Origin of the sequence: Streptomyces sp. NBC_01288 (assembly GCF_035982055.1) — a bacterium.
In the GTDB taxonomy this organism is placed as follows: domain Bacteria; phylum Actinomycetota; class Actinomycetes; order Streptomycetales; family Streptomycetaceae; genus Streptomyces.
In genome coordinates, this window is sequence record NZ_CP108427.1 from 9,413,534 (window position 1) to 9,428,259 (window position 14,726).

Here is a 14,726-nt window from a genome sequence, read left to right on the forward strand (position 1 = left end):
GGGGAACGGGGGCACCGGCTCGATTTCCGAGGCTTTCCCCATCATGGTGCCGCAGTGGGCTGAAAGGCTTTGTCGGGGGTACTCGGCTTTCTGCGGCACCCAGGGGTGCCGCTCCCCGAGGGAAAGAGAAACCCGTGTACATAGGTCTCGGTACCGTCGTCGTCATCATTGTCATCGTCGCTGTCGTCATGATGCTGCGCCGCGGCTGACCCGTGCCCCTCGTGCAGCACGAGCAGCCATAACCACAGCCCGCCCTGGATTCGGCTTTCCGGATCCCCGGGCGGGCATGGTCACGAGCGGCGCCGGTACGACTTCCGTTTTGTTCGGCCACTAGAATCCGTCAAGTGGCAATGGCGTTGGACGGGTACGAATTCGGGCTGCTGGGGCCATTGAGCGGTCGGCACGGCGGGCGGGTGCTGGATCTCGGCAGCCCGTTGCAGCGTGCGGTTCTGGTCCGGCTGCTGCTCGGCGAAGGCCGCCAGTGCGGCCTCGACCACCTCATCGACGCCCTGTGGGAAGAGCCGCCCGGCAACGCGGTGCGCTCGGTGCAGACGTACGTCTACCGCATCCGCCTCGCACTGGGCGAGGAGCGATCGCGACTCGAAACCACTCAGGGCGGATACCGACTCGGCATTCCGGAACAGGCCGTTGACGCCCTGCGCTTCGAGCGGCTGGTCCGCGACGGCGAGGAACTGCGCGCCGCACGGCACATCGCCCCCGCCCTGCGCGCGTTCGACGCCGCGCTCGCGCTGTGGTCGGGGGAGCCGCTGTCCGGCGTACCCGGCCCCTACGCCCGCCGACATCGCGGACGCTTCGTCGACCTACGGCTCAACGCCCAGGTGGCGCAGCTGAGTTGCGCCGGCGAACTGGGCGACCACGCGCGCGTCGCGACCGAACTGATCTCCCTGATCGCCGACCATCCGCTCCGTGAGGACCTGTACGCGCTGCGCATGCGCGCGCTGTACCGCGCCGGGCGGACGGCGGAGGCCCTGGCGGTCTACGCCTCGGCCCGCGAGACCCTGGTGGCCGAACTGGGCATGGATCCGGGGCCGGAGCTGCGTGAGGTGCAGACCCGTATCCTCAGCGGCACCGAGCCCGACGTCATCGAACCGCTTCCCGAGGAGCAACTCGTCGGCGCAGCGCCGTCGTTCGGTGCCACTGCCCCCACCGGTCCTACGGCCCCTACGGCATCGACCGATGCCACAGCCTCCGCCGCCCCCGAAGCGGAGCCGTCGGCGACCGCGCGGATCGAGGAGGCCCCGGCCCGCGTCCGCCCGCAGCAACTCCCCCCGGCACCCGGCGACTTCGTCGGTCGGGAGCGGTTGCTGGAGAGGCTCAGGCTCGCCTTGCGGCCCAGCGGGGAAGCCGTCGCGCTGGCGGTGCTCAGCGGGATCGGCGGCGTGGGGAAGACCGCCCTCGCGTTGCGCGTCGCCCACGGCATCCGCGGCGACTATCCGGACGGGCAGCTCTATGTGGACCTCCGGGGCGACGGCGGCCAACCCGCCGACCCCGCGGACGTGTTGGTCGACTTCCTCCTCGCACTCGGCGTGCCCGCCGCCGGGATCCCCGCGACGCCCACCGCGCGTGCCGGCGCCTATCGCACCCTGACCGCCGACCGTCGGATCCTGGTGCTGCTGGACAACGCGTCCGACACCGCCCAGGTGACCCCGCTGCTTCCCGGCACACCGGGCAACGCCGCGCTGATCACGACCCGGCACCGGTCGCTCGTACCGCCGGGCGCGACGCGTTTCGAGGTACCGGTGCCCGATCAGCGGGAGGCGGTGGCCATGCTGGGCCGGTTCACCGGCGATGCCGAGATCGCCGCCGCACCGGAACTCGCGCTGGAACTGGTGCACGCCTGCGGGCAGTTGCCGTTGGCGCTGCGCATCATCGGTGCCCGTACGGCGGCTCGTCCCGGACGCGGGCTCGGCGCGCAGCTGCAACGCCTGCGCGCCGAGGAACGCCGGCTCGACGAGCTGCGGGCCGGAGACCTGTCGGTGGAGGCCACCTTCCAGGTCGGCTACCGGGCACTCGCCCCCGACCGGGCCCGGGCGATGCGCCTGTGCGCGCTGCTCGACGCCGCCGACTTCCCGGTCGCCGTCGCGGCGGTCCTGCTCGACCGGCCGGAACACGAGACCGAGGAGCAACTGGAGCACCTGGTGGAGGCCGGGCTGCTCGAACCGCATTCGGCCGACCGCTACCGATTCCACGATCTGGTACGGGCGTTCGCCGCCCGGCGCGCCGATCGCGAGGACCCCGTCGCTGACCGCGAGGCGGCGCTGGTGCGGCTGACGATGTTCCTCCACGCCACCCTGCTCCAGGCCATGAGCGCGACCGAGCGGGCCGGTTCGCTCAGCATCCATCTCTTCTCGGTGCCGCTGCCCGGGCTGCGGTTCGCCGACGCAGAGGCGGCGCACACCTGGCTGCTGGCCGAACACGCGCTGCTGGTCTCGGTGTTCGCCCGGGTGCTGCGCGACATCCCCGACGCCTCGACGATCGTCGTCGCCGCGCTGTCGGTGATCGCGTCGAGCGGGCTCTTCGCCGGGCCCGCGCATCAGCGGGAGTTGGAGCACATCACGGACCAGGCGGTCGCGACGGCCGAACGGTGCGACGACCCGGCGCTGAAGGCGCAGATCCGGCACGTTCGGGCCTGGCTCGCCTTCATCCGCGGTGATCTCACAGCGGCGGAGACCGATCTGCGCGAGGCGATCCGACGGCTGCGCGACGGCGCCGACCCGCTGACGTTGTTCATGGCGGCCCGGCTGCTGTCGGTCGTCCTGGTGGACCGGGGGCGGATCTCGGAGGCCTTCACGTATTTCGCCGAGTCGGAGACGGTCGCCGGCGCGGAGGACGATCCGAACAGCCCCGCCTACTTCCTCCAGGAGGTGGCCCGCCTGTTCACCGCACTGAGCTCGGACCGGGCCGAGGTGAACATCGCCGCCGCCCGGCATGTGTACGAGGTGAGCGACCGCCTGCGGCGGGAAGCGGCGAAGCGCTGAGGCTGTCCGCCCGCCGAACCGGTCCCGCGTTCACGCGCCGTTGATCGAGCGTCGATCCGTGTCCCGCACGGTGAGCCGAGAACGACCGCAGAACTCCTCGAACAGGTGACAGACATGCTCAAAATCGGCCTGGGCTCCCCCCAGTACGGGTCGTTCACCGACCCCGCCACGATCTCCGGGTTCGCCTCCGCTGTCGAAGCGATCGGCTACGACAGCCTCTGGGTGGGCGACCGGGCCCTGGTGCCGACACAGCCCCGCGACCCCTACCCCGGCGGCGGTCCCGTACCGGAGGAGTACCGCACCTTCCTGGACCCCATCGCCACCCTGTCCTTCCTGGCGCACGCCACCCGACGGCTGCGCCTGGGCACCAGCACGCTGAACGCGCCCTTCTACTCCCCGCTCCTGCTGGCCCGTTCACTGACATCCGTCGACATCCTCAGCGGGGGACGGCTCGACATCGGGTTCGGGCTCGGCTGGTCGTCCGACGAGTACGAGGCCATCGGCGTCCCGTGGCGGGGACGCGGGGCCCGCCTGGAAGAGATCCTGGACGTCCTGGATCACGTCTGGTCCGGTGCGTCGGCCGAGCACAAGGGCACCCTGTGGACGATCCCGAGCGCGCACATCGGGACGCTCCCCGTACAGCGCCCCCGGCCGCCGGTCCTCCTGGGCGGCTTCACCCCGGCCACGCTGGAACGCATCGGCCGGCGCGCGGACGGCTGGGCCGGCGTGGCACTCCCGGTGCCCCAACTCGCCTACGTCATCAGCCAGATCCGCCAGATCGCGGAGGCCAACGGCCGTGACCCCGACGCCCTGCGCACCGTGGTCCGGGTGAACCCCGTGGTGACCGCCGAGGCTGCACCGAGCGACGCCGTCCCGCACCGCGGAACGGTCGTACAGGTCTCGGACTACCTGCTCGCGGCCCATGCCGCCGGGGCCGACGAGGTGCTCATCGACCTCCAGCAGACCGCGCGGAACGCGGACGAGCTGACGGACCTGGCACACCGTTTTCACGACCAGCTGAGCAAGGGCTAGGGAGCACCGTGTCTGACGTAGTCATCTCGAAGCCGGATGTCCACGACATGGTGGTGGTGCATCGCACCTTCCGCCAATCCTGCGCGGAACTGCCGGAGTTGGTGCGCGGACTGCGGCCCGGCGACACCGCGCGGGCCCAACTGGTCGTAGACGCTGTGCGGTTCATGCTGATGGGTCTGGAAGCCCACCACGTCAGCGAGGACGAATTCCTCTGGCCCCGGCTCGCGGAACGGACGACACCGCACGCCGAGGCGATCACGCGCATGGAGGAACAGCACCACCGGCTCGAAGATCTGGTCACGCGGGTGAGGGGGGAGCTGGACACGCTGGCCGCCGATCCCCGGCCGTCCCTCTGTGAACAGGTGGCGGCCCAACTCGCCGAACTGGGCTCGGTGTTGATCGCGCACATGGACGAGGAGGAGAACATCGTCCTCCCGCTGGCCGCCGAACATCTGACCGTCGCCGAGTGGGAGGAACTCGGCGAGATCAGCCTGGCGAAGCTGGAGAAGAAGCATCTGCTGCGCGCCTTCAGCGCGTTGATGGCGGTGGCCACTCCCGAAGAGCAGCGGGCGATCCTCACCAAGGCACCACTGCCCGCCCGCGTCCTGTGGCGCCTGACCGGCCGCCGCTCGCACGCCCGTTGGGAGGCCCGCCTGCACGGGGCGTGAGCCTACGGCGTGGCGGGGCTCGTGTTGCTGGGCGGGTCCGTCGGTGATGTGTCCGCCGAGCTGTGGTCGGGGGAGAACCAGGCCAACCCGATCAGCAGCGCCCCGAGGAAGACCAGCACGGCGGCGACCGTGCCTGCCGTCTTCGACCGGCGTACGGCGACGCCGCGGCCTCCCGTGCGCTGCCGGCGCCGGGTCCGGTGGGCCGGAGCGGTGCTGCCACCGGTGGCGGACGGGAAGGCGTACGTGGTCACCGAGCCAGGGCCGGAGCCGGAGCCGGGAGCCGCGTTCGTCCGGGGCTTCGCGGCGGGCGCCTCCCAGGCGGTCACGTTCGGCTTCGGCTCGGGGCGCGACGCGGCTGCCGGGAGGGGCTCGGAACGCCCTCTCCAGGCACCGGAGGCGAACCATTCGGCCACCTGGCGCGCCGTAGGACGGTCCTCGGGGAGCTTGGCCAGGAGTCCGAGTAAATAGTTCTCGAAGGCGGGCGGGAGGCCGACGCCGAGTTCCCGTGGGGGTACGGGGGGCGTGTCGAGGTGGTGATGCAGGACGGCGATGGCGCTGCCGGCGCGGAACGGCGGTTGCCCGGTGAGGAGTTGGTAGAGCACGCAGCCGAGCGAGTAGACGTCGGACGGTGGGCCGGCAGACTGGCCGAGGGCGCGCTCGGGGGCGATGTACAGGCTGGTCCCGACGATCTGGCCGGTCGCGGTGAGCGCGCCGCTCGGGTCGTTCATGAAGTGCGCGATGCCGAAGTCGGCGATCTTCACGGACCCGTCGGCGCCGAGGAGAAGGTTGCCGGGCTTGATGTCCCGGTGCACGATGCCCTGGTCATGCGCCGCGCTGAGCCCCGCGGCCGACTGGGCGGCGATGTGGGCCACGTGCTCGGCCGGCAGCGATCCCGCCTGGGCGAGCACATGGGAGAGGCTGTCCCCCTCGACCAGCTCCATCACCAGGTACAGCCGGCCCTCCTGCTCGCCGAAGTCGAGGACGCCGACCACATGGGGGTGGCTGAGCCGGCCCGCGGTCTGGGCCTCCAGACGGAAGCGGGCGGTGGCGGTGGGCTCGGAGTTCTGGGAGTGCAGGAGCTTGACGGCCACCGGGCGGCCGCCCATCTCGTCGTACGCCTGCCAGACCTCGCCCATCGCGCCGCGTCCGATGGTGGTGTTCAGCCGGTACCGGCCCGCTATCAGCACCTGTTGCTTCATCCTCACGCAGTGGAACGACTCGACTGCTGCACGCCATGTCCCTTTGAGGGAAGGGGTGTTGGTGGGGTGGCGCAGCTGTCACAGCCTACTGGCGGAGAGACGGTCACCGACCGCGATCCCGCACATGCCTCGCTACGGCGGGCGGGCCGGAGGCGCGCTGGTAAAATGGGGGCACGCTTCGACGCCGCCGGGGCCCGTACCGAGGGGTACGGGCCCCGGCGCCGTTGCGGGCACAGGACTGAGGAAGGTTCCCCATGAACGCGAAGCCGCCGGCCGCTTCCTTCGGCGCGCTCGGACTGCCGCCCGAACTGGTCGGGACGATGACCGGCCTCGGGGTGACGGAGCCGTTCCCGATCCAGGCGGCGACGCTGCCCGACGCGCTGGCCGGGCGCGATGTGCTCGGCCGGGCACGGACCGGTTCGGGCAAGACGCTCGCTTTCGGGCTGGCGCTGCTGGTGCGGCTCGCAGGAAGCCGCGCGGAATCCAAGCGACCCCTCGCTCTGGTCCTGGTGCCGACCCGGGAGCTCGCGCAGCAGGTCGGCGACGCGCTGGAGCCGTACGCGCGGACGATGGGCGTGCGGCTGGGGACGGTGGTCGGCGGGCTGTCGATCAACCGGCAACAGGCGATGCTGCGTACCGGTGTCGAGGTGCTCGTCGCGACGCCGGGCCGGCTGACCGACCTGGTGTCGCGCCGGGACTGCGTCCTGAACCACGTACGGATCACCGTGCTGGACGAGGCGGACCAGATGTGCGACCTGGGGTTCCTGCCGCAGGTCTCGGAGCTCCTGGGGCAGATCCCTGACGACGGACAGCGGCTGCTCTTCTCGGCCACGCTCGACCGCGACGTCGACCAGCTGGTCAAGGACCACCTGCACGACCCGGTGCACGCGTCGGTCGACCGGGCGTCGGGCTCGGTCACGACGATGGAACACCATGTGCTGAACATCCACGCCGCCGACAAGTACGCGACGGCGACCGAGATCGCCGCGCGCGACGGCCGGGTGCTGATGTTCCTCGACACCAAGGCCGCTGTCGACCAGTTCACCCGCCATCTGCGGGCCAGCGGCGTACGCGCGTCCGCCCTGCACAGCGGTAAGTCGCAGCCCCAACGCACGCACACCCTCGGCCAGTTCAAGGACGGCGAGATCACCGTGCTGGTCGCCACCAACGTCGCCGCGCGGGGCATCCACATCGAGGCCCTCGACCTCGTCGTCAACGTGGACCCGCCCGCCGACGCAAAGGACTACCTGCACCGCAGCGGGCGTACGGCGCGCGCAGGCGAGTCCGGGAGCGTGGTCACCCTGGTCACCCCCAACCAGCGGCGCGACGTGAACCGGATGATGTCCGACGCCGGTATCCGCCCGACCGTCACCCAGGTCCGCTCCGGCGAGGAGAAGCTGACCGCCATCACCGGCGCCAAGCGCCCGCCGACCGAGACGAAGACCAGCACCGGCAACGCTCCTTTCCGTGGCATGGGCACCCGCCCCGGCCGGGCCGGCAAGGAGACCCGGAAGACCGCCGAGGCCCGCAAGGCGGCGGAGGCCCGCGCGGCGGCGAGGGTCCGCAAGAGCCGCTGACCCGCGGGGAGTTCGCCTCTGCCGGCCTACGACTCCTGCGCGGAGACGTCACGTGCGGCGACATCGCCCTGTGAGGCCGTGCCGCCATCGGGAGTGGCACGGCCCCGGAGCGTGACCAGAGCCAGCAGCGCCGAGCACAGCGCCGCCGTACCGCAGACCACGAAGCCGATCGAGTAGCCGTGGCCGAGGGCGTCCAGGGCGAGCGGATGCAGGTCGGCCAGCTTCGGCGAGGCCGCCGAGGCACCGTTCACCGCGAGCGGACCGCCTTCTTCCAGTACGGCCGTGCCCGCGCCCTTCAGCGCCGACGGCAGCGCGGAGCCGTGCAGGGAGTCGGAGAAGCTGCTGGCCGCGCGGCTGAGGGCGACGGCGCCGATGACGGCAGGGCCGAGGGTGAAACCGAAGTCCCGGAGCAGGTTGGTGGTGGCGCTGGCCATGCCGGCCAGGTGGGTCGGCACGGTGTTGACGGCCGTCGCGGTGATCGAGGTGACGGTGACCGAGAAGCCCAGGCCGACCAGACCGAGCGGCACGATCAGCGAGGTGAAGGCGGTGTCGGTGATCGGCAGCGTGGCCGCCAGGTAGTCGCCCGCCGCGATCAGCAGCAGCCCCGAGCCCAGCAGGAGACCCGGTGCGACCGCTCGCAGCAGTCGTTCGGTCACGGGCAGCATCGCCAGCGTGATGCCGTTGAGCAGGACGAACGCCAGGCCCGTCCGCATCGGGGCCTGGTCCTGCACCGGGCCGAGCCGGATGCTGACGGAGTAGGCGGTGCCCAGGAAGGCGAACATGCCCACCACGGCCACGATCGAGGCCACCGCGAAGGCACGGTTGCTGAACAGATCCAGGCGCAGGAGCGGGGACTTGGCGCGCTTCTCGGCCAGGACGAAGGCGGCGAGGAACACGGCCGCCAGGACGAAGGCGATGACGATGGAGGGCGAGGCCCAGCCGTCCGTCGGGCCCTGGATGATGGCGTAGAGCAGAGCGAACAGGCCCAGACCGATGGTCACCTGGCCCGCTATGTCGAGTGAACGGCCCTCCGGCGCACTGGAGTTGACGACGAACAGGGCGCTGACCGCGACGCTCACCACGGCGACGGCGGTGACCACGACGAAGGACCAGCGCCAGGAGCCGTAGGTGGCGGTGACGCCGCCGAGCAGCGGGGCGAGGAAACCGCCGGTGGAGAGCAGGGCCGCCCACATCGCGATGACCCGGGCGCGCTGCGCGGGTGAGGTGGTGCCGGCGGCCAGGATGGCCAGCGAGGTCGGGAACAGGGCGGCGGCGCCGAGGCCCGCCAGGGCCTGCCCGGCCCAGAGTTGGTGGACTCCGGAGGCGGTGGCACTGGTCAACTCGCCCACGGCCAGCAGCGCGGCGCCGCCGACCAGCAGCCGCTTGCGGCCGAAGAGATCGCCGAGCAGGCCGAAGGTCAGCTCCAGCACGGCGACCGGGAGCAGGAACGCGTCGGAGATCCAGGTGAGTTGGGAGCCGACCGGATGCAGGTCGGACTGGAACAACCCGTTGAGCGTGGCCGGTATGGCCAGGCCGATCTGGGCGAGGCAGACGGCGAGGAGACCGGCGACCAGGGTGCCGGTGGTCAGACCGGGACCGGTGGCTGCGGTCCTGGTGGAGGGTGCGGTCGTCATTGACACGGAGGGCTCCTGGGGCGCGCGGGCTGGGGACGGGGAGAGGGCCGGGGAGGGTTGGGAAGAGCCGGGGTGAGAACGCTGCGGGATCAGCGGGTACCGGTCAGACGGCTCGGCCGGTAGTCGGTGAAGGCGGCGCCGTCGAGCCCCAACTCGTCGGCACTGCGCTGGAGTTGGGCGGCCGTGGTGGCGTCGCCCCAGTGCCGGGTGTCGAGCCGGTGTTCCACGGCGTGCAGACCGGCGACCACTTCGGCGGTGGTGAAGTTGCAGTGGCTCTGGCGGGACACGTAGGCCTGGCGCAGGAGTGGGGAGTCGCCGGCCGCGCGCACCCGCCCGGCGAAGGCCGACTCCTGTTCCACGGGCACCAGTTGGTCGGCGGTGGTGTGGAGGTCCAGCAGCGGAACGGCCAGTCCCTGTCCGGCGGTCGAGGTCCGCTTCAGGTGGGCGACCGCGGCCGGGTCGGCGGTGATGTCCGCGCCGCGGGTGAGCCGGTTCAGGTCGGTACGCAGGTCGAGGCCCGCGTCACGGTAGAGCGCCTCGACCTGCTTGACGTGCGCGGACCCGCGCAGCAGCCCGGCGTAGTCGACACCCTTGTTCCAGGACGTGTTGCCGCCGGCGGACTGCTCCACGGACCAGCGCGCGGGGATGATGAACGAGAGCAGGCCCTGGGCCAGCCAGGCGTACTGCTGCTGCTCCTGGCCCGCGAAGTCACCGTGTGCGGGCGGCAGTTGGCCGGGGGCCCAGTCGGCCAGATTGAGATAGGCGGCGGCCAGCGCGATCCGGGCGCGGCCCGCCGGGGTCTGCTGCGCCGTCTCCACGGCCGTCGTGAGCCGGGAGGCGAGGGCGGCACCGTCGGCCAGGCTGTCGAGGTTCACCAGGTCGTCGGCGTCGGCGGGGTCGAAGAACGTGGCCAGGGTGTACTCGGCGTCCAGCTGGTAGTTGTCCAGATCGACCCCGCCCGCGACCAGGCCGCACAGGCCGAGCGCACCGTCGACGCGGCCCGCGCCGTCCCGGGCGATCTGGGCGTTGACGAGTCCGCCCATCGACTGGCCCACCGAGATGACCCGGTTCGGTGTGCCGACCTGTCGGCGGAAGGCGGTGAGCGTGGCGAACTGGTCCCGCTCGGCCGAATCGAGCGCCCACATCGAGCCGTTGGGGTCGTAGGAGGACCCGGCGAGCGCGTAACCGGCGTCCAGCAGGGCCTGGCTCGCGGCGGGCGAGGGCGCGTCGGCGGCGGTGGTCGGGCCGAAGCCGTGGCTGAACAGCAGCAGGGTGCCGTTCCACTGCTCGGGCGTGTCCGCGATCCAGGTGGCACCGTCGGTCAGCGTGCCGGTGTAGTGCCCGGCGGTGGCGGCCTGGGCGCCGGTCGCCGGACCGATCAGAGCGGTCGCGAGGGCGGTCGCGCAGGCGGCGGCGAGGGTCGAGAAACGGGGTCGGGACATGACGGCGGCTCCGCGAGTCGAGTCGGACCGATGGGGGAGCGTGCGGGACGTTCGCGTTGGGAGAGCGGTGCGAATGTAGGGCTCTTTTTTCATGGCCGTCAAGAGAGTGACCAATAATGAGGCAGGCGAATCCGCGTGTGGGCGCACGGGGGCCGGGTGCGGACGCCAGGGGGTCCGCTGGGGCGGATCAGTCCAGGGTCATGGTGTCGAGCAGCCGGACGGCCGCGCGCGCCGCCGGTCGCTCCCAGCGGCTGGCCAGGCCGCGGAAGACGGTCTCCGCCTGCGCGGCGGGCCAGTCTCCGGGGAGGTGCTCGGCGGGCAGATGCGGATCCCGTCGTACGAGATCCAACCAGTCGGTGTGCAGCAGGAGTTGACCCGCGAGATCGTCGCCGGAGGCCGCTGCGGGAAGGGGGTCGGTGCGGTCCCAGCGGTCCAGGAAGGCGCGGTACCGGGCGCCGATCGCCGGCACGTCGAAGGCCTGCTCCAGCACCTCGCGGACGTCGGTCGGCGACTCCACCTCCGCCCGGAACACCCGCAGATACGGCTCCAGACCGAGCCCCGCCACCATCTCGCGGACGTCGACCGGCGCCGGGGCCACCCACAGGCCGTTCTGCAACAGGCCGAAGCCCGCCCAGATCAGCCGGGAACGCAGATCGTGCCGCTCACGGCTCCACGCCTCGGGCAGCGAGAAGCCCACCATCGTCCAGCGCCCGTCCCAGTCCCGGTTCACCGCGCCGGTCTGCCAGATGCGGTCCCTGCCGTCCGTCAGCACCTGCACGGCGTGCGGCGTCAGCGCGAAATACGTCTTCCGGCCCTGGCGGCGCCGCTCCAGCAGATCGCGCTTGACCATGCGGTTCAGGGTGGTCCGCACCGCCTCCTCGGTGCTCCCCGCCCTCCCGAGAGCGGCGATCACACTGCCCGACGACACGGCGACGGGCCGCCCCAGTACATGAGCACCGAAGAAGGTCAGCATCAGGGACTGGGTGCGCGGCTCGGGTCCGCTCTCGGCGGCGGGTCCGGGGGCGACGTCAACACTGGTCACAGGCACAGCGTAGGCCCGGGGCGGGCGTGCAGAGCCTCTGTTCCGTGAAGTGTGTCGTTTCTTTAACGGCAATCGATGATTAGCCGAAGGTCGGGAGCGGGGAAGCAGCCGACTCAGAAGGCGAACGCCTCGGTCAGGCGCAGGTTGTAGCCGTCCTCTTCCATCAGGACGACCGTGACGCCGAACGGGGACGGATGGTCCAGTTCGAGGGGGGTGAAGGCGTAGTCGACCGCTGCCTGGACGGGCGGTACCAGTTCGGCGTCGGGCCGGGGAGCCGGGGCCGGCTGCCACTGGGGTTCGGCGGCGGACGGGTCCTCGGTGTAGGGGAACTGGTGCAGCGTGTGGCCGTCCTTCGTGGCGTGCACCATGTTGAGGCAGGGGGACGGGCCGTCGGCGGGGAGTTCGCAGGTGGTGGCCACGTCCTGGGTCTCCCAGGCGAGCACGATCTCGTCGGCGTTCGCCGCCGCGGCGATGTTCGACAGCGACGCGATCGCCGTGAGCGCGTCCTCGCCGGACTTGACCGGGCGCAGCCAGATCAGGCCGACCAGCTCGCCGCGCACCAGCGGCATGATGACCGGGCGGGGCACGGCGCCCTCGCCGAGACCCGCGACGTACGCGCTCTTCATCGACTCGGTCAGCGCGTCGAACGTACGCGTGTCCATGAACTCCCCATCCGCAGCGGCTGTGTGGCGTCCATTCTGCCCCGGTCGCGGAGTGCGCGAGGTCGCTCCTCGGAGTGAAAAGAAGGCCCCGGCTGGACGGGGGAGACCAGCCGGGGCCGTACATGGTGGCGTGCGGAGGGCGGTCGCCTCTCGGCGAGGGGCTCCATGGGGCTTCAGCCGGACGATCGTCCCCATGGGCTATAGGTGAGGCCCGGGGACACTGTCCCCTCCGCAGCCACGTACATATGAACGGGCGACCCGGCCCAGTTGTTCCCGCTCGAACCCCGTCGGCGACTGTGAGCTGCGGAACACTCCGTGCGGCAGGCTTCAGCTGAGGTAGTCGGCGATCAGGGTCGCGAACTCGTCGGGCGTGGCGAGACGGATGCCGAGGGTTTCGGCCTTGGCCCGCTTGGACCCCGCGTTCTCGCCGGCCACGACCAGGGTGGTCTTCTTGGAGACGCTGGAGGAGGAACGGCCGCCCGCGCGCTCGACGAGTTCGTTCATCTGGTTGCGGCTGAGCTTCTCCAGGGGGCCGGTCATCGCGCCGGTGACGACCACCGTCATCCCGGACAGCGGACCGTCGTCGGTCGTGGCCGCAGCCTCTGTGCCGTCGGCGACCGCGTCATCCGTCACGGGCGCGGGCGGGGTCGCGCCGGGCTCCGTCATGTTGACCCCGACGGCGATCAGTTTGTCGATGAGCGGGGCGAGTTCGACGAGTTCGGCGACGATCGACGGGGCCTTCTCGGTGCCGATGCCGTCGACCCGCTGCATCGACTCCGCGTCGGCCGCACGGATCTCGTCCATGGTCGCGAAGTAGCGCGCGATACGGCGGGACATGGAGCGGCCGGTGCCCCGCACCCCGAGCGCGCACAACACCCGGGACAAGGGCTGCCCCTTGGCCGTGTCGATCGCGGCGAGGAGGTTGTCGGTGCTGGTCTCGCCCATCCGCTCCAGGCCCAGGAGCTGCTCCCGGGTCAGGGCGAACAGATCGGCGAGATCGGCGACCAGACCGGCGTCGACGAGCTGGACGACGCGGGTGTGGCCCAGGCCCTCGATGTCGAGCTGGTCGCGGCCCGTGGCGTAGGAGAGGGCGGCGACCAGATGGCAGTTACGGCCCTGTTCGCAGCGCCAGCGCAGCTCGCTGGTGTCGATGCCGGAACCGCAGCGCGGGCACACCTCCGGGAACACGATCGGCTGTTCCTCGCCGGTGCGCAGATGCGCGACCGGGGCCTCGATGCGCGGGATCACGTCACCGGCGCGGTGCACCATGACATGGTCGCCCAGACGCAGGTCACGGCGGGTGATGTCGCCCGGGTTGTGGAGCGTGGCGTAGGTGATCGTGGCGCCGTCGATCTCGACCGGCTCCAGGACCGCGCGCGGGGCGATGATGCCGGTGCGGCCCACGTTCCACTCCACCTCCAGCAGCCGAGTGATCTTCTCCACTGCGGGCAGCTTGTAGGCGATCGCCCAGCGCGGGGCCCGCGTGCCCGACCCGGCGGCCCGCTGGTCGGCGGCGAGGTCGGCCTTGATGACGATCCCGTCGATCCCGAACGGCAGTTGGGCCCGCAGCGCGGCGATCTCCTGCACCCGGGCCAGCACCCCCTCCACTGTGTCGGCGGTGATGCCGGGCACGGCGGTGGTGGCCGTGGTGTTGAACCCGTAGGCGGCGGCCTGGGTCATCAGCTCGCTGTGCGCGAGCTCGGGCAGCCGTGCCGCGAGGTCGGCCTCGGTGTCCGGGAGGGGCAGCAGGCCGTAGCCGAAGAACGTCATCGGCACCGTGTAGGCGCGCTCCTTGGCGCGCAGGGTGCCCGCGGAGGCGCCGCGCGGGTTGGCGAAGGGCTGGCCGCCGTGCGCGGTGCGGACCTCGTTGCCGTGCTCGAACTGGGCGGTGGTCATGAGGACTTCGCCGCGCACCTCGACGGTGACCGGCTCGGCCAGCTCCTGCGGCAGGCCCTCGATGGTGCCGATCGCGTGGGAGACGTCCTCCCCGGCCGTGCCGTCGCCCCGGGTGACGAGCCGGGTGAGTCTGCCGCGCGTGTACCGGGCCGCGATCGCCAGGCCGTCCAGCTTCGGCTCCACGCTGAACCGCGTGACCTCGTGGTCGATCCTTCGGGCCACCGACGCGGTCCAGGTGGTGAACTCCTCCGGGGAGAACACGTTGTCCAGGCTCAGCATCGCCACCGTGTGCGGGACATCGCCCTCCACCGCGCCGCCGGCCACCTTCCCGGTGGGGGAGTCGGGCAGCACCTGGTCGGGATTCTCGGCCTCCCACGCGGCGATGCCGCGCACCAGCCGGTCGTAGGAGTCGTCGTCCAGCGCGGAGGTACCGGCGGCGTAATAGGCGGCCGACGCCTTCACCGCGTCCTCGACCGCCTGCGCGTAGGCGGCGGCGTCCACGATCACAGCTGCAGGAGTTGTCATGACTCCCATCCTGCCTCCCACCACTGACAATGCCCCGGGCCGAACGCGGC

General features: G+C 71.6%; 10 protein-coding genes. 4 read left to right on the forward strand and 6 right to left on the reverse strand.

From position 1 onward, the window contains the following. Positions 1-350: 350 nt before the first annotated feature. The 3 genes from OG194_RS42265 to OG194_RS42275 all read left to right on the forward strand — a co-directional run bounded on the left by OG194_RS42265 (position 351) and on the right by OG194_RS42275 (position 4,699). The gene (locus OG194_RS42265; protein ID WP_327407387.1) at positions 351-2,999 is read left to right on the forward strand and encodes an AfsR/SARP family transcriptional regulator; all 2,649 of its coding nucleotides are present in this window, start codon (positions 351-353) and stop codon (positions 2,997-2,999) included. A 114-nt stretch (positions 3,000-3,113) separates the two neighbouring features. Further along, positions 3,114-4,031: a TIGR03619 family F420-dependent LLM class oxidoreductase gene (locus OG194_RS42270; RefSeq protein ID WP_327406002.1), complete on the forward strand. Its 918-nt coding sequence runs from the start codon at positions 3,114-3,116 to the stop codon at positions 4,029-4,031. An 8-nt stretch (positions 4,032-4,039) separates the two neighbouring features. After that, the gene (locus OG194_RS42275) at positions 4,040-4,699 is read left to right on the forward strand and encodes a hemerythrin domain-containing protein (protein ID WP_327406003.1); all 660 of its coding nucleotides are present in this window, start codon (positions 4,040-4,042) and stop codon (positions 4,697-4,699) included. 2 nt (positions 4,700-4,701) lie between these two features. Here the strand turns inward: OG194_RS42275 and OG194_RS42280 are convergent, their stop codons facing one another. After that, positions 4,702-5,898 (reverse strand): serine/threonine-protein kinase, encoded by a 1,197-nt coding sequence (locus OG194_RS42280; RefSeq protein ID WP_327406004.1) that lies wholly within the window; start codon positions 5,896-5,898, stop codon positions 4,702-4,704. A gap of 254 nt (positions 5,899-6,152) precedes the next feature. On the opposite strand from OG194_RS42280, the gene OG194_RS42285 reads away from it, so the two are divergent. Next, positions 6,153-7,475, forward strand: a complete 1,323-nt coding sequence (locus OG194_RS42285; RefSeq protein WP_327406005.1) for a DEAD/DEAH box helicase — start codon at positions 6,153-6,155, stop codon at positions 7,473-7,475. A gap of 26 nt (positions 7,476-7,501) precedes the next feature. Here OG194_RS42285 and OG194_RS42290 read toward each other — a convergent pair whose 3' ends face one another. The 5 genes from OG194_RS42290 to ligA all read right to left on the reverse strand — a co-directional run bounded on the left by OG194_RS42290 (position 7,502) and on the right by ligA (position 14,685). After that, positions 7,502-9,109, reverse strand: coding sequence for an MFS transporter (locus OG194_RS42290; protein WP_327406006.1), 1,608 nt, complete (start codon positions 9,107-9,109; stop codon positions 7,502-7,504). 89 nt (positions 9,110-9,198) lie between these two features. Further along, positions 9,199-10,551, reverse strand: coding sequence for an alpha/beta hydrolase (locus tag OG194_RS42295; protein WP_327406007.1), 1,353 nt, complete (start codon positions 10,549-10,551; stop codon positions 9,199-9,201). A gap of 187 nt (positions 10,552-10,738) precedes the next feature. Beyond that, the gene (locus OG194_RS42300) at positions 10,739-11,599 is read right to left on the reverse strand and encodes a PaaX family transcriptional regulator (RefSeq protein ID WP_442811737.1); all 861 of its coding nucleotides are present in this window, start codon (positions 11,597-11,599) and stop codon (positions 10,739-10,741) included. A gap of 107 nt (positions 11,600-11,706) precedes the next feature. Then, complete coding sequence (locus OG194_RS42305) at positions 11,707-12,255, reverse strand: hypothetical protein (protein ID WP_327406009.1); 549 nt, start codon at positions 12,253-12,255, stop codon at positions 11,707-11,709. Between the two features lie 327 nt (positions 12,256-12,582). Continuing rightward, entirely contained in the window at positions 12,583-14,685 is a 2,103-nt protein-coding gene (ligA, locus tag OG194_RS42310; RefSeq protein WP_327406010.1) for an NAD-dependent DNA ligase LigA, read from the reverse strand. Positions 14,686-14,726 lie beyond the last annotated feature (41 nt).